General features: G+C 56.3%; 18 protein-coding genes. 6 read left to right on the top strand and 12 right to left on the bottom strand.

Annotated features, from left to right (window positions below; all coding sequences use genetic code 11):
* Positions 1 to 8: 8 nt before the first annotated feature.
* The 6 genes from rodA to MIH19_RS04530 form a co-directional block, all read right to left on the bottom strand.
* Positions 9 to 1,151 (bottom strand): rod shape-determining protein RodA, encoded by a 1,143-nt coding sequence (rodA, locus tag MIH19_RS04555; RefSeq protein ID WP_249007747.1) that lies wholly within the window; start codon positions 1,149 to 1,151, stop codon positions 9 to 11.
* Entirely contained in the window at positions 1,151 to 3,058 is a 1,908-nt protein-coding gene (mrdA, locus tag MIH19_RS04550) for a penicillin-binding protein 2 (protein WP_249007746.1), read from the bottom strand. The genes rodA and mrdA overlap by 1 nt, the downstream gene beginning before the upstream one ends.
* A gap of 21 nt (positions 3,059 to 3,079) precedes the next feature.
* Complete coding sequence (gene rlmH / locus MIH19_RS04545; RefSeq protein WP_249007745.1) at positions 3,080 to 3,550, bottom strand: 23S rRNA (pseudouridine(1915)-N(3))-methyltransferase RlmH; 471 nt, start codon at positions 3,548 to 3,550, stop codon at positions 3,080 to 3,082.
* Between the two features lie 2 nt (positions 3,551 to 3,552).
* Entirely contained in the window at positions 3,553 to 3,909 is a 357-nt protein-coding gene (gene rsfS / locus MIH19_RS04540; protein WP_249007744.1) for a ribosome silencing factor, read from the bottom strand.
* Positions 3,910 to 3,978: 69 nt separating this feature from the next.
* The gene (nadD, locus tag MIH19_RS04535) at positions 3,979 to 4,629 is read right to left on the bottom strand and encodes a nicotinate-nucleotide adenylyltransferase (RefSeq protein ID WP_249007743.1); all 651 of its coding nucleotides are present in this window, start codon (positions 4,627 to 4,629) and stop codon (positions 3,979 to 3,981) included.
* A 3-nt stretch (positions 4,630 to 4,632) separates the two neighbouring features.
* Complete coding sequence (locus MIH19_RS04530) at positions 4,633 to 5,889, bottom strand: glutamate-5-semialdehyde dehydrogenase (protein WP_249008942.1); 1,257 nt, start codon at positions 5,887 to 5,889, stop codon at positions 4,633 to 4,635.
* Positions 5,890 to 6,024: 135 nt separating this feature from the next.
* Here MIH19_RS04530 and MIH19_RS04525 point away from each other — a divergent pair, with 135 nt between their 5' ends.
* The 3 genes from MIH19_RS04525 to MIH19_RS04515 are packed head-to-tail and all read left to right on the top strand — an operon-like array spanning position 6,025 to position 9,454.
* A complete protein-coding gene (locus MIH19_RS04525) occupies positions 6,025 to 7,011 on the top strand; it encodes a diguanylate cyclase (protein ID WP_249007742.1) in 987 nt (328 codons plus the stop codon).
* Positions 7,008 to 8,003 carry a GGDEF domain-containing protein gene (locus MIH19_RS04520; RefSeq protein ID WP_249007741.1) on the top strand — a complete coding sequence of 332 codons (996 nt, stop codon included), beginning with the start codon at positions 7,008 to 7,010 and terminating at the stop codon, positions 8,001 to 8,003. The genes MIH19_RS04525 and MIH19_RS04520 overlap by 4 nt, the downstream gene beginning before the upstream one ends.
* Positions 8,003 to 9,454, top strand: coding sequence for a bifunctional DedA family/phosphatase PAP2 family protein (locus MIH19_RS04515; protein ID WP_249007740.1), 1,452 nt, complete (start codon positions 8,003 to 8,005; stop codon positions 9,452 to 9,454). The genes MIH19_RS04520 and MIH19_RS04515 overlap by 1 nt, the downstream gene beginning before the upstream one ends.
* A 6-nt stretch (positions 9,455 to 9,460) precedes the next feature.
* On the opposite strand, the gene MIH19_RS04510 is transcribed toward MIH19_RS04515, so the two are convergent.
* Together MIH19_RS04510 and MIH19_RS04505 are read right to left on the bottom strand one after the other, a co-directional pair.
* Positions 9,461 to 10,714: an HDOD domain-containing protein gene (locus tag MIH19_RS04510; protein WP_249007739.1), complete on the bottom strand. Its 1,254-nt coding sequence runs from the start codon at positions 10,712 to 10,714 to the stop codon at positions 9,461 to 9,463.
* A gap of 166 nt (positions 10,715 to 10,880) precedes the next feature.
* On the bottom strand, positions 10,881 to 12,017 hold the full coding sequence (locus MIH19_RS04505; RefSeq protein ID WP_249007738.1) for an AI-2E family transporter: 1,137 nt from the start codon (positions 12,015 to 12,017) through the stop codon (positions 10,881 to 10,883).
* A gap of 122 nt (positions 12,018 to 12,139) precedes the next feature.
* Here MIH19_RS04505 and MIH19_RS04500 point away from each other — a divergent pair, with 122 nt between their 5' ends.
* Both MIH19_RS04500 and MIH19_RS04495 read left to right on the top strand, forming a co-directional pair.
* Positions 12,140 to 12,478 (top strand): hypothetical protein, encoded by a 339-nt coding sequence (locus MIH19_RS04500; RefSeq protein ID WP_249007737.1) that lies wholly within the window; start codon positions 12,140 to 12,142, stop codon positions 12,476 to 12,478.
* Between the two features lie 141 nt (positions 12,479 to 12,619).
* The gene (locus MIH19_RS04495; RefSeq protein WP_249007736.1) at positions 12,620 to 14,134 is read left to right on the top strand and encodes a DEAD/DEAH box helicase; all 1,515 of its coding nucleotides are present in this window, start codon (positions 12,620 to 12,622) and stop codon (positions 14,132 to 14,134) included.
* Here MIH19_RS04495 and MIH19_RS04490 read toward each other — a convergent pair.
* The 4 genes from MIH19_RS04490 to MIH19_RS04475 are packed head-to-tail and all read right to left on the bottom strand — an operon-like array spanning position 14,113 to position 17,099.
* On the bottom strand, positions 14,113 to 14,628 hold the full coding sequence (locus MIH19_RS04490; RefSeq protein WP_249007735.1) for a dihydrofolate reductase: 516 nt from the start codon (positions 14,626 to 14,628) through the stop codon (positions 14,113 to 14,115). The genes MIH19_RS04495 and MIH19_RS04490 overlap by 22 nt on opposite strands.
* A gap of 39 nt (positions 14,629 to 14,667) precedes the next feature.
* A complete protein-coding gene (locus MIH19_RS04485) occupies positions 14,668 to 15,507 on the bottom strand; it encodes a thymidylate synthase (RefSeq protein WP_249007734.1) in 840 nt (279 codons plus the stop codon).
* Positions 15,504 to 16,292: a prolipoprotein diacylglyceryl transferase gene (gene lgt, locus MIH19_RS04480; protein WP_249007733.1), complete on the bottom strand. Its 789-nt coding sequence runs from the start codon at positions 16,290 to 16,292 to the stop codon at positions 15,504 to 15,506. Before lgt ends, MIH19_RS04485 begins: the two co-directional genes overlap by 4 nt.
* A gap of 9 nt (positions 16,293 to 16,301) precedes the next feature.
* Entirely contained in the window at positions 16,302 to 17,099 is a 798-nt protein-coding gene (locus MIH19_RS04475) for a sulfite exporter TauE/SafE family protein (RefSeq protein ID WP_249007732.1), read from the bottom strand.
* A 110-nt stretch (positions 17,100 to 17,209) separates the two neighbouring features.
* Between MIH19_RS04475 and MIH19_RS04470 the strand changes: the two genes are divergently transcribed.
* Positions 17,210 to 18,016 carry an NRDE family protein gene (locus MIH19_RS04470; protein WP_249007731.1) on the top strand — a complete coding sequence of 269 codons (807 nt, stop codon included), beginning with the start codon at positions 17,210 to 17,212 and terminating at the stop codon, positions 18,014 to 18,016.
* Positions 18,017 to 18,085 lie beyond the last annotated feature (69 nt).

The raw sequence follows: 18,085 nt of genomic DNA, 5'->3' as shown, positions 1-18,085 counted from the left end.
GGAACTGTTCACGAACAGATCATGCGCCGGTGGGTGTGAATCGACATCAACACCCCGAATGCCGCCATAAGAGTAACCCCGGAGGTACCACCGTAACTGACCAGGGGCAGCGGCACGCCGACCACAGGCAACATACCGCTGACCATACCAATATTGACAAAAATATAAATGAAAAACGTCATGGTCAATGCGCCTGCCAGCAAGCGACTAAACGAATCCTGAGCAGAAACTGCAATGTAAAGGCAGCGCAAAATAATCAGAAAATACACCGTTAGCAAAACCATCATGCCAATAAAGCCAAACTCTTCAGCCAGCACCGCCACAATAAAGTCGGTGTGGCTTTCGGGCAGAAATTCCAGGTGCGACTGGGTACCGTGCAGCCAGCCCTTGCCATCGTAGCCACCGGAACCGATAGCGGTTTTAGACTGGATGATATTCCAGCCTGCTCCCAGCGGGTCACTTTGCGGATCCAGCATGGTCAGCACCCGCTGTTTTTGGTAATCGCGCATGCCGTACATCCACATCACCGGCGCCGACACAGATACCAACGCAAAGAATGCCGCAATGAGCTTCCAGCTGATACCGGCAAAAAACACCACGAAAATACCTGCCATGCCGACCAGCAGGGAGGTGCCCAAATCAGGCTGTTTTACGATCATCACCATAGGCAACAGCACGATGGCCATGCCCACCGCCAGATGACGCAAGCGTGGCGGCAGATAGTGACGCGACAGATACCAAGCGGCCATCATCGGCACCACCAGCTTCATGTATTCGGACGGTTGGAACCGGGGCAAACCGGGAACCGACAGCCAGCGCTGGGCGCCCTTGGCACCAACGCCCACCAGCAGCACAGCCACCAGAGCCACCAGGCCGAGGGTGTAAAACAGCGGTGCCCAGCGGCGAAACACGGCGGGGTCAAGCTGGGCCAGCACTACCATTGCGACGAAGGCAATTACCAGACGAATACCCTGGGCTTTGACAACGTCTATATTGCGGTCGGCGCCGCTGTAAAGCACAAAAAGGCCGCCACCCATCAACATCAGCAGCAACATCAGCAGAATGGGGTCCAGATGCACCGTAGCCCAGAAACCGCGGGGGTTTCCCAAGGAGCTGCTGTCGGTGCCGTGCAATATATCCCGATTGGCCATCAGCGAAGGCCCTCGACATTGGCGATGTCTGCGGCGGCGCTGCCCTCCCTATCACCTCCGCCCTCGCCGAATTCCAACAGCCAGGCGTCAAACAGGGCGCGCGCCACCGGCGCAGCCGTACTGCTGCCGCCACCGCCGTTTTCCACAATCACCGACACGGCAATCTGCGGATTATCTACCGGCGCAAAACCAACAAACAGCGCGTGATCACGCAGCCGCTCTCTCACTTCCTCCGCATCGTACTCTTCATCTTCAGCTAAGGAAAAAACCTGGGCTGTGCCGGTTTTACCGGCCATTCGGTAACTGGCGTTTGCACCAGCGGCCCGGGCGGTTCCGCGCGCGCCGTGCATCACATCGGCCATGGCCTCCACTACAAACTCCCAGTTATCCGGATTCTTTAGCGTTAACGGCGCGTGATTTTGCTCCGGCAAAAAACTCGTGAGATCGTTGTTGCCGTCAATACTTTTTAGCAGCCGCGGCTCTACCCAATAACCACGGTCGGCAATCAGCGCTGTGGCTGTTGCCAACTGCAAGGGCGTGGCCAACATAAAACCTTGGCCGATACCCAGATTAACCGTGTCACCGGGGTACCAGGGCTCCTGGCGGGCGCCTTGCTTCCATTCCTTCGACGGCAGCAGGCCACTCAGCGCCCCCGCCACGTCCAGCGCGGCGTCTTCACCGAATCCAAATCGCGAAAGATAGTGGTGAATGGTATCAACCCCCATGTCCACCGCGATTTCGTAAAAATACACATCGCAGGATTGGGTTATGGCCAGGTTAAGGTCGACCCACCCATGCCCTGAACGTTTCCAGTCCCGATAGCGCCGCCCAGACGAGTTAAACTGGAAATAACCCGGATCCCATACCCGGCGTGTGCGATTTGTTGCACCGCTATCCAGTGCCGCAATCGCCAGCATCGGTTTCAGAGTAGAGCCAGGGGGGTACTGCCCACGAAGGGCGCGGTTAAATAAAGGTTTATCGCGGCTTTCACTCAGTTCGCGATAGTCTTCTACGCTGATGCCGGTCACAAACTGGTTGGCGTCAAACCCCGGCACACTGGCCAACGCCAGAATGCCGCCTGTTGCCGGTTCAATCGCTACAATGGCTCCTCGCCGACCGTCAAGCAGCTTGTGGGCCAGCTTCTGTAAGCGCAAATCCAGATGCAGCTGAATATTTTCACCGGGCACCGGATTTTTGCGCTCCAACACCCTAAGGGTGCGGCCACGAGCGTTTGTTTCAACATGCTGAAAGCCAACCTTGCCGTGCAGCTGCTGCTCGTAAAAACGCTCAATTCCAGATTTTCCGATGTAATTAGTGCCGGCGTAGTTAACCGGATCAATACGCTGCAACTCACTTTGGTTAATGCGCCCCACGAAGCCCAAGGCATGGGCGGTAAATTCGCTGTAGGGGTAGTAGCGCACCAGCTCGGCTTGCACTTCTACGCCCGGTAACTCATGGCGCAGCACCGCTAGCCGGGCGATTTCTTCTTCATTAAGATCATAACGCAGAGGCAATTCCTGAAACGGACGACGGCGCTCTTTCAAGCGGCGCTGAAAGCGTTCAAGGTCCTCATCGGAAATGGACAGAATGGTTTGCAGGCGCACCAGGGTAGCGCTCATATCAGTAATGCGCTCGGGCACCAGAGTCACGCTAAATACCGGGCGATTTTCCGCCAGCAGCACGCGATTGCGATCGTATACCAACCCCCGGGGCGGCGGCACCGACTGCACCTGAACCCGATTATTGTCAGACAGTGTGGTGTAGATCTCGTGTTCTACTACTTGCAACTGGTACAGGCGCGCAATCAACGCTCCCATTAGCAACATCACAAAAATCAGCATGACCAGAGTGCGGCGCTGGAACAAACGGCGTTCAGCGGCTATGTTCTTGAATTCACCCCAAGGCATGAAGCACTCCCATCGTGCACCCTACGCCCTGTGGTAAGGATGATTGCGGGTAATAGACCAAGCTCGGTAAAGCTGTTCCGCTAACACAATGCGTACCAGCGGGTGAGGTAACGTCAGCGGCGACAAAGACCATTGCTGGTCGGCGCGCTGGCGACAGGCGTCAGCAAGCCCGTCCGGCCCGCCCACCAGAAAGTTGACGTCGCCGCCATCCTGTTGCCAGTTTTCCAGTTGCGCGGCCAGTTTTTCTGTAGACCAAGGCTGTCCTCCCACTTCCAGCGCCACCACCCGGTCTTTCGGTTGGGTAGCGACAAGAATGGCATCGCTTTCGCGCTGCATGAGCCTGGGAATATCCGGGTTTTTACCCCGGTGTGCCATGGCAATTTCGACCAACTCCAGAGATAACTCCGGAGGCATGCGGCGAGCGTAATCCAGATAACCGGCACTGACCCAGTCGGGCATTTTTTGCCCCACGCAGATCAGACGTAAACGCATGATTATTCGCCGCCCGCGAGACCAAACTCAGGTGCAGGGGCGTCACGCCAAAATCGTTCCAAGTCATAAAATTCGCGGGCCGCCGGCATCATTACATGCACCACGACGTCACCCAAATCCACCAGTATCCAGTCGCTACCGCCTGCGCCTTCTATATGATCAACCCGAACACCCTGCTCTTTAGCGTCAACGACGACCGAATTGGCCAACGCTTTCAAGTGTCGGTTGGACGTGCCAGACGCCAAAACCATGAAGTCTGTGACATCGGTGCGCTCACGCACATCAATAACACTTAAATCCTGGGCTTTTACATCTTCCAGCGCGTTTATTACCAGATCTTTCAATTGTTCAGCCTGCATAATCACCCTGTTGCCCGGGCTCTGGCCAGAATGGCCGCCCGAAAAATCGTTATTAAGACAATTGTAGCACTAAAGTTCCACCGCAGGGCAGGCACCATAGAGCCCTTGCCGGTGAATTTCTGCCAGCGCTGGCCAAGGCAGCAGGTAGCGCGCGGAATGACCCGCCGCCAGACGCTGACGAATGGCGGTCGCGGAAATATCCAGCAAGGGCGGCGCAAACATTACAATTCGGCCACAAGGCGAGTTTTTAAGCTCATTGCCGTGTTCGACGTGATGCTTCGACAGCAAAAAGGCGGGCACGCCCTGTGGATCTACCGCCGGACCAGGGCGGCTGACCACCACAATATGCGCCAGTGCCAGAATGTCCTGCCATTGGCGCCAGCGATCAAAACCGGCAAACGCATCGGTACCCACGGCCATCACCAGTGGGCAATCGGGGCCCAATTCGGCGCGCAGTTGGCGCAGGGTGTCGGCAGTAAAGGATTTACCGCCGCGATCCAACTCGCGCGTGTCAATCGCCAACGCCGGCTCGCCCTTAATCGCCAGTTGCAAAAGCCGAAGTCGCTGGTCTGCGGTTGCGCCTGTTGCGCCACGGTGCGGGGGAGTATAGCTGGGCACCAGGTGCACCTGAGCCACTCCCAGATAATCCTTGAGCTCGAGGCCCAGTCGCAGGTGGCCGTGGTGCACGGGGTCAAAGGTTCCACCATAAATTACGTGCATGCGCTAAACCCGAATATGACCGTCACCGAACACCACGTACTTTTGCGACGTCAGGCCTTCCAGGCCCACCGGCCCGCGGGCGTGGATTTTATCAGTGGAAATTCCGATTTCCGCGCCCAGACCGTATTCAAAACCATCGGCAAAGCGGGTGGAGGCATTCACCATCACCGAGCTGGAATCCACTTCGGTAAGAAAGCGCCGGGCGCGGGTGTAATTTTCGGTGACAATACTGTCGGTGTGCTGGGAGCTGAACTGACTGATATGAGCAATAGCGCCGTCCAGGCCATCCACCACCTTTACCGCAAGAATAGGGGCCAGGTATTCTGCTTCCCAGTCGGCGTCTGTCGCCGGCGTCATCTCGCTGACAATCTCCCGACTGCGCTCACAGCCGCGCAGTTCTACACCTTTTTCTATGAACGCAGCGTTCAGCAGCGGCAGCATGTCGGCGGCGATTTCCTCATCCACCAGCAGAGTTTCCATGGTATTACAGGTGCCGTAACGTTGGGTTTTAGCGTTCACAGCCACCGCCAGCGCCTTTTCAGGATCGGCGTGACTGTCGATATAAACGTGACATACGCCATCAAGGTGCTTGATCACCGGAACCCGGGCGTCACGGCTGACGCGCTCAATCAGGCCTTTGCCACCGCGCGGCACGATAACGTCAACGTACTGCGGCATAGTGATCAGTTCGCCCACTGCGGCGCGATCAGCAGTGGCAATAATCTGAACAGCCGTTTCCGGCAGACCGGCTTGAGCCAACCCACTGGCAATACAGCGCGCAATCGCCTGATTGGAATGAATGGATTCAGAGCCGCCGCGCAATATGGCGGCGTTACCAGACTTCAGACAAAGGCTGGCCGCTTCAACAGTCACATTCGGGCGTGACTCATAGATAATCCCGATAACGCCCAGCGGCACACGCATTTTGCCGACCTGAATGCCCGAAGGCCTATAGGCCATATCGGTTATTACGCCAATCGGGTCTGGCAGGCCGGCCACCTGCAGTAGCCCTTCAATCATGGCGTCTACTCGCGCCGGCGTCAGTTCCAGGCGGTCTAGCATAGCGCTATCGAGGCCACTGGCTCTAGCAGCAGAAAGATCCTGCTGATTGGCTTCTGCCAATTCGTCGCGGGCGGCGTCCAGGGCCTGAGCCATAGCCAGCAGCGCCTGATTACGAACCGCTGTGGTTGATCGGGCAACGTGTTTCGCTGCTGCACGGGCCTCGGCACCCACTTCATTCATGTATGCTGCAATGTCCATGCGCTTGTTACCTTTGAATTCTGATGTCGCAAGAGCCATAACTTTACCTGTCTGCATTCAAGTACGCACCCCAAACAACTAGTATACTCGTGCCTTAAACTTCGAAAACCAGCTGTCACTAAAAGGAACACGAACATGGCCACGATGGCCGGCTCCGTGCTGTTAAAACCCCTTGCACACACCGCCTTCATTGGTGCTTCAGTTTTGGTTGCGATTTGTGTGCTGGCAAGTGAGCCACTGTTAGCCGCCTGCGCTGCAACGGTTGGCGGCATTGTGGTGTGCAGCCCAACGTTCCGCAAACGCCATGGCTCCGCACCTTGGCCTGCCCTGCGCGGCGGATTTTTTGTTATTCTGGTGCTATTGGTCGCCACTGCCGCATTAGCAGACCGGTGGTTTATGAGTTACTGGCTCTACGGCCTGCCACTGCTAGCCTATGTTGCAGTGCCGCGGCGCGGGGCATGGATTGCCATTATTGCGGTCGTCGCCATCGCCATGTTTATGGTGTATCAGGCCAGCGGCATTGCCCAGCGCCATCAGATGATCGGCGCATTTTTTCTGACCCTGCTCCTCAGCCTGATGCTGATCTTTCTACTGGAGCTCAAACGCCGTCAACTAGCGCCCCTGCGACGCACCGACGAGCTGACCAACGCCGCCAGCCAGCAGCATCTGACCGCCGACTTGAATAAAGAAATACAACGCAGCGAGCGTGAAGGCACAACCCTGTCAGTCATCATGCTTGCATTAAAAACCGGCAACGATACAGAGCCGGCAGATGCCGATTTGCGTTCGATTCTGCCGCAAATCGGGCGCTATTTGCACAGCCACATCCGCGACTTTGACGCTTATTATCGCGTTGCAGATCTTCAGTTCCTGATTATTCTTCCCGGTATTACCAGTTCCGAAGCCTCGCGGCAGGCCGAGACTCTGCGGCGCGGCGTGCAACAACTGTTAACCAGTCACCAACTGACCATGACAATCAGTATCGGCGCCGCCGGACTCAACATTGGCGATGACGCCAACAGCCTGCAACGCAGCGCCACAGGCGTATTGCGCAGGGCCCAGCAACACGCCAGCAATAACAGCCAGACCTTCAACCGGCAGAACCAGGAGCCAAAGGCATGACCGAAACCCGGCTGCGCACCCGCACCTATGGCATAGCGTATCTGCTCACCGCCCTATTCTTGCTGATGCTGGGCCTGCTAAATCTGCGTTACGGTTTTTACGGGCTGTTTTTTGTCGCTCTGGCCATGGCTGTGTTGGCCGGATCCGGCCTGGCCTACACCATTATGAACAGGCGCCAGCAATTGACCGCACAAGGTCATTTCATTGTACTGTGCACCCTCAATGGCGCCGTGCTGGCGACCAGCGCTGCCAGTCAGAGCCCGATTATCAGCCACTGGGCAATGCCTTTGCTAGCGCTGAACTTACTCATTCTGCCGGCGCGCGAAGGCCTGGGCCTGTCGCTGCTATTGCTGGTACTGATGACACTGCTGTTAATGCTAAAAGTCGGCACCACAGAAGCTCTGGCGGCTTTCGGTGGCATGGCCATGCTATTGGGAACCGTCGCGTTGGCAGTGCGGCGCTACAATACCATGGCGCAATCTGCGGATGATCTGACCATTATCGATCCGTTGACGGGAGCCCACCACGTCCGGTTTCTGGACGAAAACCTGCAACAGGAAATCAGCCGAGCCAAGGTAACCGGACATCCATTGTCGGTGATTGCTCTGGATATGGATCACGCTGATGAAGTGGCGACCCTGCATGGCAACGACACTCTGACTGCTTTACAGCGACAAATTATTCAGCAGCTGTTCGAAATCATTCGCGCCGGCGATATTCTTTATACCCTTAGCGAATCGACTCTATTCCTGATATTGCCATTCACCCCAGAGGAGGGCGCGCGAGTAATCGCCGAGCGCATTCGTCGCACGATCGCCGAACGGCAATGGCTGCCGGTCGAAAGCAGCAGCGTCAGTATAGGCTGCGCCACACGCATGTCCGCTGATTGCGAAAGCAACGCTTTGATAGAACGGGCTCATAACGGTGCCAGCCAAGCCCGTAAGACCGGCGGCAACAGTGTACGGTTTGCGCCCGGATTCGAAGCTTTATAATGCCGGGCTGGCTAGGTGAGCTTAGCGCTTTAGTGGCTGCAAATCCGGGCTGGCTGAGCGCCGCGCTGTTTGCCACTGCCCTGGTGGAGTCGCTGGCGGTTGCCGGTCTACTGGTGCCCGGCGTGGCCATTCTGTTTGCGCTGACTGTCTTGGCCGGACAAACCGGTATGGCACTGGGCGAGGCTCTGTTCTGGGTATTTTTTGGCGCCATTGTCGGCGATACCCTGAGTTTTGCCCTGGGGCGCTTGCTGGCCGGAAGGCTTAATGACGTTTGGCCCATGAGCCGCTACCCGGCCATCGTGGCCCGGGGAGAGGCCTTTTTTTACCGGCACGGCGCCTTTAGTATTGTGGCGGGGCGCTTTATTGGCCCGATCAGGCCCATCATTCCCCTGGTTGCTGGTGCGCTTTGGATGCCTTGGCACCGCTTTGTTGTCTTCAATATCAGCTCGGCTGTTGCATGGGCACCCGTTTATGTATTGCCGGGATTTCTAGTAGGCAGCGCGCTTACGTCAGAGTTACGGCCACCGCCCCACGTCTATGCCGTTAGCCTAGTCAGCGTGGGCGTTCTGTTGTTGGTGTATCTGGTGTTATTTCGCGCCCACCTGGGCCTGACGGGCCGCGGCCGTGTGTACCAGTATTTAGAGCAGGTTGTGCAAAACTACCGCGCCAGCCATCGATTCTGGCATCTGTACAGCAAGCAACGCCCTACTAACGAGGGGGAGTTTCCTCTGGCATCTCTTATGCTGGGTCTGGGCAGCGCCAGTCTGTTTGTGTTGTGGGGCCAGCTGGCGGTATTTACCGATGTTTTGCGGCCTTTTGATCAAGCGGTACTGGAATGGTTTACGGCCTGGCGCCAACCGCTGTTGGACATACCCGCTGTTGCGATTACCTCGCTAGGCGACCCGGCGGTTTTACTGATAGCCAGCGCGCTTGCCTGTCTGGCCTTAACGTTTCGCGGTTTTTACGCCGGCGCACTGCATTGCCTGGCCGCTGGCGTGCTGACCACTGTTCTGGTGTGGGCACTGAAAAACGGTTTTGCTGCAGCACGACCGGAAACGGTGTTTGCACCGCCGCAATCCGGTTCGTTTCCCAGCGGCCATACCGCCGGCATTACGGTGCTGGTGACTCTTGCGGCTGGTTTTATTGCAGCCGAAGCCAGCGCCCGCAAACGCTGGCAGATATATATGCTGGCATCGCTGCCGCTGTTTCCGGTGGCCTTAAGCCGGCTTTATCTGGGTGTGCACTGGTTCAGCGATATTGTGGGTGGTTTGTTGCTTGGACTGGCGATTACGGGTCTGGTGCGCGCAAGCTACAGTCGTTATGACCGAGTTGCGCTCTATCCAGACAGCACAACCGTTGCAGCTTTCACGGCCTGGTTAGTATTTTGCGGAGGCTATCTTTATTTGCGCTGGCCCCAGGCGCTGGCCGACTACGCGCCGGCCATCAGCTGAGTGAGCCTAACGAATTGCCAGCAGCTGTTTTACTTCATCCACACGACTGCGGGCGCGGGTTAACAAATCCAGGCTGCGCGACGCATTCAACTCAAGCCCGCCCAGACGACTGTAAGCAGGCAACTGATCAAAACGTGGCAGCCCCTCGCTCTGGCCAGAACCAATCATGGCGTGCATTTGCGCCACAATCACTACGTCTACCAGCTGTGGTTGCGGCTGATCGCTGACATACCCCCAGTCTTGAGCGTGGCGGGTCGCTTCTAAAAACGGCGCAGGAAACGCCCAGTTTTCCAGCACCCCGGTGCCAGTATCTGCGCGCAGCTCTGCGATGACGGCCAATAAGCGATCTTCGTCGTTAAACAAATGGGAATAATGCTCGGCGTGCACTAATATTGGCACCACGCCAATGTCGTGCAGTAACCCGGCTAGCATGGCCTCTTCCGGGTTGATTCTGGTCGCCTCATCAGCCAGCACCCAGCAAAGCGCTGCCATTTCGCGAGAGTGCTGCCATAAACGCTCCATGTGTTTCTGCAGCAACGGCTGACGACTCCTAAACACGTCACGCATGGCAAATACGGTCACCAGTTGGCGGGTTGTCTTCATACCCAGACGCACCACTGTCTCGCGTACATTGCGGACATCGTTAAAACCGCGATAAAGAGGGCTATTGCAGGCTCGCACCAGCTTTGCAGACATCGCCGGATCTGCCGATATAGCCATAGCAACCTGATCTACCCCAGTATCCGCTCGGTCTACCAGACGCCGCACTTTCCAGGCTACATCCGGCACGCTGGGCAGCTGCACCTGATTCGAGCGCAGCTCGGCATGGAATTCCATCAACAGCTGTTGCTGTTCGGTGCCGGCCTGGTCGCCATCACTGGCGTGCATTTCCACCTGACTCATGGGCGCACGGCCCAGCATCTGCGCCAGAACATCCTGAGCAATCACCAAAAACTCGCAGGGCTTTACCGCTTTCACGTCGTACATGCGCGGCTGCAAGCGGGCGATGGGATTCTGCGCGCGTTCGCTGCCGGCAGCAATGCGGCCATGGCGACCGTCTTCGGACGTCAGCTCTACTTCGCCGGCCAACAGAAAAAACTCTTGGCCGTCACGGGCGCCACGTTTCATGATGCTCTTACCGGCTTTAAACAGACAACGTTCGGCGCGGCTAGCCAGCAGCACCAGCTGATCATCGGTTAGCCTGTTTAAAGGCTGGAAAGCTTTCAGCTGACGAAGTGACAGGCTTTCATGACCTCCCATGAAGTTACTCCTCTGGCGCGTAATTTATAAATAAAGGCAGTCTAAATACAAAGTGTAACCAGCGGTGCGCAAAACAACCATGCACAAACGGCGGAAACCCGCATTCATTAACCGCGAAAATCGGTTGTTTCGATCAATCCTGAAAGCTTAACCATTGCCTTAATGGTTAGCCGGGTTTGGTATTATCCGTTTCTACGGACGTATCAGCTTTGCCTGAATTTTTAACCTCGCCGTCGCGTAACCACGCCTGGGTAATGGGCGACTCCTGGCTGAACTCGCGAATAAAGATACCCCAAAAAGCGTTAAACAGCGCCGCCACGAGAGGACCCATAACAAAGCCGTTGATACCAAACATTGCGAGGCCGCCCAAGGTAGACAGCAACACAATGTAATCTGGCAGTTTGGTGTCGCGCCCAACCAGAATCGGACGTAATACGTTATCGGCAAGACCAATCACCACAACTCCGAAGGCTGTCAATATCAACGCTTGAACCACATCGCCTATGGCAGCCAAGTAAATAGCGGCAGGCACCCACACCAATGCCGCACCCACCGCCGGTAATAGCGACACAATGGCCATCACCACACCCCAAAGAAGTGCGCCCTGAATACCCAGAACCCAGAAAATCAGACCACCCATAGCACCCTGGATAATAGCAATCAGCAAATTGCCTTTAACCGTCGCCCGGGTAACCTCAGCAAACTTGGCAAACAGCAAGCGTTCACGCTCGTCTCCCAGCGGCAAAGCGCGGATCAGAAGTTCTACCAGGCTTACCCCATCACGCAGCAAAAAGAACGCCAGATACACCATCAGTGCCAGGCCAAGAAAAAACTGGAAGGTATTCTGACCCAGACCTAACGCCTGCTTACCCAGAAACTGACTGCCGCTTACCACCAGATTGACAGCGCGATCACGCAGTTCAGCAAAACTAACGTCAAACTGCCCCAGAAAAGACTGAATGGCCGGGAACGACTGATTCACCTGGTCGATATATTCGCCGGGCCGCACGTCGCCGTCTTGAATTTTCTGATACAGGCCAACGCCCTCTGCTACGAGGGAAGTTACCAACAGCAGCACGGGAATGACCACAATCACCATGCACAGAAAGAGGGTGATCAATGCGTTGGTGTTGGGCCGGTCACCAAAGCGCCGGGCCAGTTTTAACTGAACCGGATGAAAAATCAGAGCAATGGCCACCGCCCAGAATATCGGCCCGAAAAAAGGCTTCATCAAGAATATAAAGGCGACTGACACCCCGACCAGCATGGCCAAGAACGCGCGTGTTTCAAGTTTTGCGTACATAGTGATCCAAACTCTCCTTGTTGCGGACCTAAGCCTACCACGGCACCATAGGAGCGGGGATAGCTAGCAGCATGTCGTGGTTTATTAAAAAATTGTCATTATTGCGAGCAAAATCATTGCAAATGGACACATTTACCGAAGACACAGCGCTAGATGCCGCCGTTGAATTGCAGCGAGTGCTGGCAGCGCGCACCCATCGCCGCACAGTGCTGGGGCATGAAGTGACAGTGCCCGGCCAACTGGGTGCCGCGCTGAACCTGCCTCGCACCGTTAGCCGACTGCAAAGTAGGCAGGCCCGCCTGCGTGAGCAGGGCCTGGACGATTTCCAACAACTCTGGGTTACCCTGTCGATGCAAACACGCGAGAAAGTATTACGGGCCATCGGCTGGTATAAACCACAGGAGTTGAGCTGGGACGACAAACGTTCAAATCGCCTCCCTGGGCCTGATAAGAGCGCCTGACACCCTTTTTTGACATCCGCGGACAACTACCTACGGGCCAGCCCTCATTTTTGCGTATTAAAGCAGCAACAAAACCGGTATAATCCGTTCACATCACGCATTGCACGTCAATGCTTTACCTTTCGAATTCCGAGTACATCAATGTCTGAATTGTCTTTTGCCGAACTGGGGCTTGATCCTGCTGTTCTTGAAGCGGTGACCGCCGTTGGCTACGAAACCCCCACACCCATACAAGCGCAATCTATTCCTGCGCTCTTATCCGGCCGTCATTTATTGGGCGTAGCCCAGACAGGCACCGGTAAAACCGCCGCCTTTGCTTTACCACTGCTAAGCCGGGTTGACCCAAGCATCAACGCGCCGCAGATTTTGGTTTTGGCGCCTACCCGCGAGTTAGCCATTCAAGTGGCTGAGGCGTTTTCTACTTACGCCAGCAAGATCCCTAATTTTCACGTACTGCCTATTTATGGCGGTCAAGATTTTTTCCCGCAGATTAAAGGCCTGCGCCGCGGAGCCCACGTTATCGTTGGCACCCCTGGCCGCATGCTGGACCACCTGCGCAAAGGCACCCTGAAGCTGGACAACCTGAAAGCTCTGGTGCTGGACGAAGCCGATGAAATGCTGCGCATGGGGTTTATTGACGACGTTGAAGCGATTCTGTCGAAAACCCCGGAAAACTGCCAGCGCGCCCTGTTCTCGGCCACCATGCCTCCGCAAATCAAGAAGGTTGCTCAGACCTATTTGAAAGATGCGGTTGAAGTGCGTATCGAAAGCGCAAGCCGCACGGTTGATGCTATCTCCCAGTACGTTCTGCCGGTGTACGCTGAGCGCAAGCTTGATGCCCTGACCCGCATTCTGGAAGTGGAACCGTTTGATGCGTCGATCATCTTTGTGCGTACCAAAGCCGAAACCATCGTGTTGGCGGAAAAGCTGGCTGCTCGCGGCCACGCTGTGGCGCCCTTGAACGGCGACCTGAACCAACGTCAGCGCGAGCAGACGGTTGAAGATCTGAAGCGTGGCAAGAAAGACATCGTTGTAGCTACCGACGTTGCTGCCCGTGGTCTGGACGTGCCGCGCATCACACACGTGATCAACTACGACGTACCCTACGACACCGAAGCGTATATTCACCGCATTGGTCGTACTGGCCGTGCCGGTCGTGATGGCAAAGCCATTTTGCTGGTCACGCCGCGCGAGCGCAGTTGGCTGCGCACTCTGGAACGCGCTACCAATTCGACGATGGAAGCCTATGAGTTGCCCTCGCCGGCGGCGCTGCAGAAAATGCGCGTAGATCAGTTCGAAAGCCAACTGATCGGTTTTTCGGAAGATCGCAAGCTGAGCAAAGCAATGGCGATGCTGGACGATATCGCTGAGCGCAACGAGATGGACGTCTCCATGATTGCAGGCGCTCTGGCGTGCATGCTGGAAGCCACGCAGCCGGGCTCGTTACCGCTGGAACAGCCGGAAGCTCTGCCAACGGTATCAACCACGCAGCCAAATCGTGACCGTAAAGCCGGTCGCCCTGGCGAATTCCGCAAGGGTCCTAAGCCTGGTAGCTACAATAAGCGTCCAAGTGGCGGCGCGCCAGGCGGCAAAGGCAAGTTTGCCGGCAAACCCGCTGGCAAGCGCCCGCCGCGTCAGTCTGACGCCAAGCGCTGATACACTACGAAGCTGTAGTCATAAGGATTGTTGTCGGACGCGAAGAAATTTTCGCGTCCGATTTCGTTCCACTCTTCCCAGTTCACTTCCGGAAAGTAAGCATCGCCCTCCACGTTCGCGTGCACCAGGGTAATGTAGATACGGTCCACCAGCGGTAACGCCTCAGCGTAAATTTGCCCGCCGCCAATCACCATCACTTCCTCAATACCGTCCAACTCAGCCTGCGCTTCGGCTTTTTTTAGTGCTGCCTGCAAACTTGTGGCTGCGGTGGTGCCTGCCGGTGCCTGCCATTCTTCATTACGTGTGATAACCACGTTCATGCGTCCTGGTAAGGGGCGACCAATAGAGTCCCATGTTTTGCGGCCCATGATGATGGGTTTGCCCATGGTGGCCTGTTTGAAGTATTTTAGGTCGCCAGGCAGGTACCATGGCAAGTTGTTGTTACGGCCGATGACGCGATTTTGAGCCATCGCAACAATGAGTGCTTTTTGCATGATGGTTTCCTTTTTTAACACGGAAAGCTAGCTCAACTATTAAATAGCAATCGGTGCTTTTATTCCGGGATATGGCTCGTAGCCTTCAAACTCAAAGTCGTCCAGATCGTAACCGAAGATGGAGTTAGGCTTGCGCTTGATCACCAGCTTTGGCAGCGCCCGTGGTTTACGCTTTAGTTGTTCGAATACGATATCGTCAGTCAAGTGATTGCTGTACAGGTGGCAATCGCCAAAGGTGTGTACAAATTCGCCAACGTCGAGATCGCATTGCTGGGCGATCATGTGAGTAAGCAAGGCGTAGGAGGCAATATTGAAGGGTACGCCCAAAAACAGATCGGCGCTGCGCTGGTAAAGCTGGCAGGAGAGTTTGCCGTCGTTGATGTAGAACTGAAACAGGCAATGGCATGGGGCCAGTGCCATACGGCCATGGCGCACGTTGTCTTGCGGGCCGATGGATTCGTCGGGCAGTTCGGCCGGATTCCAGGCGGAGACAATCAGGCGGCGGGAATTGGGTTTTTGGCGAATCTGGTCGATCAGGTCGCTGATCTGGTCAATCACGCGGCCGTCGTGGCACTGCCAGCTGCGCCATTGTTTGCCGTAAATTGGGCCTAAATCGCCGTTATCCAGAGCCCACTCATTCCAGATGTTGACTTTGCGTTCGGTCAGCCAGTTGTTGTCGGTGGAGCCCTGCAGGAACCACAACAGTTCCTGGATGATGCTGCGCAGGTGGATCTTTTTGGTGGTGACCAAGGGAAAACCCTGCTGCAGATTGAAGCGAACCTGGCGGCCGAATACCGAGCGGGTGCCTACACCAGTGCGGTCATCGCGGTCGCTGCCGTTGTCGGCTATGTCTTGCATCAGGTCCAGATAGGCTTTCATACGGCGTTTCTCCGGTAGGCTATGGTCATCAGAATCAGGCCAGCTATCACCATGGGTAATGACAGCACTTGCCCCATAGTAAGCCAGTCAAAAGCCAGGTAGCCCAGTTGAGCGTCAGGCTCACGCACGAATTCCACCGCGAAGCGGAACACGCCGTAGCAGATCAGAAACAGGCCAGATACGGCCATACGCGGCCGGGGTTTAGCCGAGAACCACCACAATATGATGAAGAACAGCACGCCTTCGAGGGCGAACTGATAGAGCTGAGAGGGGTGTCGGGCCAAGGCGTCTGGCGCTTGCCGAAATACCATGCCCCAGGGCACATCCGTGGGTTTGCCCCAGAGTTCGCCGTTGATGAAGTTGCCAATGCGCCCTGCCCCTAGGCCGACAGGCACCAGTGGCGCAACAAAATCGGTCATGCGCCAGAAGCCTGCACCTATTTTACGGCCGTACCACCACATGCCCAGCATCACACCGAGCAAGCCGCCGTGGAACGACATGCCGCCTTCCCACACTCGCAGCAGCCACAAAGGGTCCGCCAGGAACACGTCAAAGTTGTAGAAGATGACATAGCCAAAGCGGCCACCCAGAATAACTCCCAGCGCCAAGTAGAACAGCAGGTCGCCCACTTGCTCTTCGTTAACCGGCGACCAGGGTTTGCGGCTGCGTAAGCGCCCCAGCCACCAGCCAGCCGCAAAGCCGACCAGGTAGGTCAGGCCATACCAGTGTATTTTCAGTGGCCCGATAGCAATGGCCACCGGATCGATCTGCGGATGTTGCAACATTGTAATCCCTTAACTTAGTAGAAAGCGGAGGCCAATCAGCACCAGCATAATGGCAAAGATGCGCCTCAATAGGGGCGCATTGAGGCGGTGCGCCAGATTGGCGCCCACACGGGCGAATAGCACGCTGGTGAGTATGACCCCGATCAGCGCCGGTAAATAGATGAAACCAAGGCTGTGTGTCGGTAGTTCCGGGTTACCCCAGCCGGTCCAAAAGTTGCCCAGAGCTCCGGCTAGCGCAATGGGCAGGCCGCAGGCTGCGGAAATACCGATAGCGTGCTGCATTTTAATGTTGCAACGACTTAGGTAGGGCACGGTTAATGTACCGCCACCAATTCCAAAGATGGCCGACACCCAGCCAATTACGACGCCCGCTACCCTCAACCCTGTATTGCCAGGCACCGATCGACTGGGTTTGGGATCAAAGCCAAACAACATTTTTACCGCAACCACAATCACAAATACACCAATGATCAGTTCGAGTGCTGGCCCGCTGAGCAGCGATGCGGTCCAGGCACCAATTAAAGCACCAAATACGATGCCCAAGGTCATTGACCGAAAAATGTCCCAGCGAATTGCGCCGTGAACATGATGTGAGCGTATCGAACTTAACGAGGTGAACACGATAGTGGCCAGCGAGGTTCCCACTGCCATGTGGGCGGCGATATCGGGGCTAAAGCCCTGGGCACCAAAGCTGAAGATCAGTACCGGCACAATAACCAGTCCGCCACCAATGCCAAACAGGCCGGCTAGACTGCCCGCCAGCGCCCCCAAGGCGAGGTACAGCGAAAAAAGCATGATGAAAGACATTGCAGCGCACACCGCCGTTACATTTATGGATGGGTATGATACACCTTGTGAAAACAAGGCTCCATTGCACCAACCTTTTGTATATACAACATTAAGGAAATAGCGCGGATATGTGTTTGATTGCGTTTACTCTGGGCCAGAACCGGCACTATCCGCTGGTGGTTGCTGCTAACCGGGATGAATTCTTCAACCGGCCTACGGCCGCTATCGACTGGTGGACGGGTACAAGTCATGCGCTGGCTTCAGAGCAGATTCTGGCAGGCCGGGATTTACAGGCCGGCGGTACCTGGCTGGCTATCAGCGCCAGCGGTGTCGTCAGCGCGGTCACCAATGTGCGCGAAGGCAGCCCGGAGCCCGGCGTTATCAGCCGCGGTGATTTGCCTCTGCGCGCCTTACAACAATCGCCCCAGGCCTTGCGCAAGCACTTGGCCGATAACGCCAGCCGCTATTCCGGTTTTAATCTGGTGACACTCGATGCCGGCCAGGGCCGCGCGGCCGGCCCCGGCGGCTGGTATTTCAGCAACCGCGACGCTCACCCGGGGCGCAGCCTGCACCGCGGCAGCTACGGCGTTAGCAATCATCTGCTGCAAACGCCCTGGCCCAAACTGTTGCGTCTGCGCCAACATGTCACCAACACCGTAATCGCAGCCGGTGAAGACAGCGAACCTTTGCATCAGGCTCTTATCAATCACCTGGTTGACTCCACACCGGCCCCGGATCATTTGTTGCCCCGCACCGGTGTGGGGCTTGATACCGAGCGAGTGTTGTCACCGGCGTTCATTGTGGGCGAGCATTACGGCACCCGCGTGACTACGGTGGTGACCGTGGCCGCCAGTGGCGAAATACGGGTTACCGAGCAAACCTGGCAACCCGGCGGAAAACTCGGTGAATGTCGGCAAATGTGCTGGCAGCAGTAGCCCGTAAGCTCTGTTATAATCCGCCGGAAAATGCATCTAGTGCCCCGTCTGGCGGCATTATTCGATTCG

The organism is Marinobacter sp. M1C (genome assembly GCF_023314135.1).
GTDB lineage: Bacteria > Pseudomonadota > Gammaproteobacteria > Pseudomonadales > Oleiphilaceae > Marinobacter.
The sequence above is the reverse complement of the archived record's forward strand: the minus strand, read 5'-3'. Positions and strand labels throughout refer to the sequence as shown.

Bases quoted from the DNA above. Each gene is read 5' to 3' on its own strand.
- MIH19_RS04530 (WP_249008942.1), bottom strand. From the start codon at position 5,889: ATGGACATTGCAGCATACATGAATGAAGTGGGTGCCGAGGCCCGTGCA.
- mrdA (WP_249007746.1), bottom strand. From the start codon at position 3,058: ATGCCTTGGGGTGAATTCAAGAACATAGCCGCTGAACGCCGTTTGTTC.
- rsfS (WP_249007744.1), bottom strand. From the start codon at position 3,909: ATGCAGGCTGAACAATTGAAAGATCTGGTAATAAACGCGCTGGAAGAT.
- lgt (WP_249007733.1), bottom strand. From the start codon at position 16,292: ATGTTGCAACATCCGCAGATCGATCCGGTGGCCATTGCTATCGGGCCA.
- MIH19_RS04510 (WP_249007739.1), bottom strand. From the start codon at position 10,714: ATGGGAGGTCATGAAAGCCTGTCACTTCGTCAGCTGAAAGCTTTCCAG.
- MIH19_RS04520 (WP_249007741.1), top strand. From the start codon at position 7,008: ATGACCGAAACCCGGCTGCGCACCCGCACCTATGGCATAGCGTATCTG.
- MIH19_RS04490 (WP_249007735.1), bottom strand. From the start codon at position 14,628: ATGCAAAAAGCACTCATTGTTGCGATGGCTCAAAATCGCGTCATCGGC.
- MIH19_RS04525 (WP_249007742.1), top strand. From the start codon at position 6,025: ATGGCCACGATGGCCGGCTCCGTGCTGTTAAAACCCCTTGCACACACC.
- MIH19_RS04505 (WP_249007738.1), bottom strand. From the start codon at position 12,017: ATGTACGCAAAACTTGAAACACGCGCGTTCTTGGCCATGCTGGTCGGG.
- rodA (WP_249007747.1), bottom strand. From the start codon at position 1,151: ATGGCCAATCGGGATATATTGCACGGCACCGACAGCAGCTCCTTGGGA.
- nadD (WP_249007743.1), bottom strand. From the start codon at position 4,629: ATGCACGTAATTTATGGTGGAACCTTTGACCCCGTGCACCACGGCCAC.
- MIH19_RS04500 (WP_249007737.1), top strand. From the start codon at position 12,140: ATGGACACATTTACCGAAGACACAGCGCTAGATGCCGCCGTTGAATTG.
- MIH19_RS04485 (WP_249007734.1), bottom strand. From the start codon at position 15,507: ATGAAAGCCTATCTGGACCTGATGCAAGACATAGCCGACAACGGCAGC.
- MIH19_RS04475 (WP_249007732.1), bottom strand. From the start codon at position 17,099: ATGTCTTTCATCATGCTTTTTTCGCTGTACCTCGCCTTGGGGGCGCTG.
- MIH19_RS04495 (WP_249007736.1), top strand. From the start codon at position 12,620: ATGTCTGAATTGTCTTTTGCCGAACTGGGGCTTGATCCTGCTGTTCTT.
- MIH19_RS04515 (WP_249007740.1), top strand. From the start codon at position 8,003: ATGCCGGGCTGGCTAGGTGAGCTTAGCGCTTTAGTGGCTGCAAATCCG.
- MIH19_RS04470 (WP_249007731.1), top strand. From the start codon at position 17,210: ATGTGTTTGATTGCGTTTACTCTGGGCCAGAACCGGCACTATCCGCTG.
- rlmH (WP_249007745.1), bottom strand. From the start codon at position 3,550: ATGCGTTTACGTCTGATCTGCGTGGGGCAAAAAATGCCCGACTGGGTC.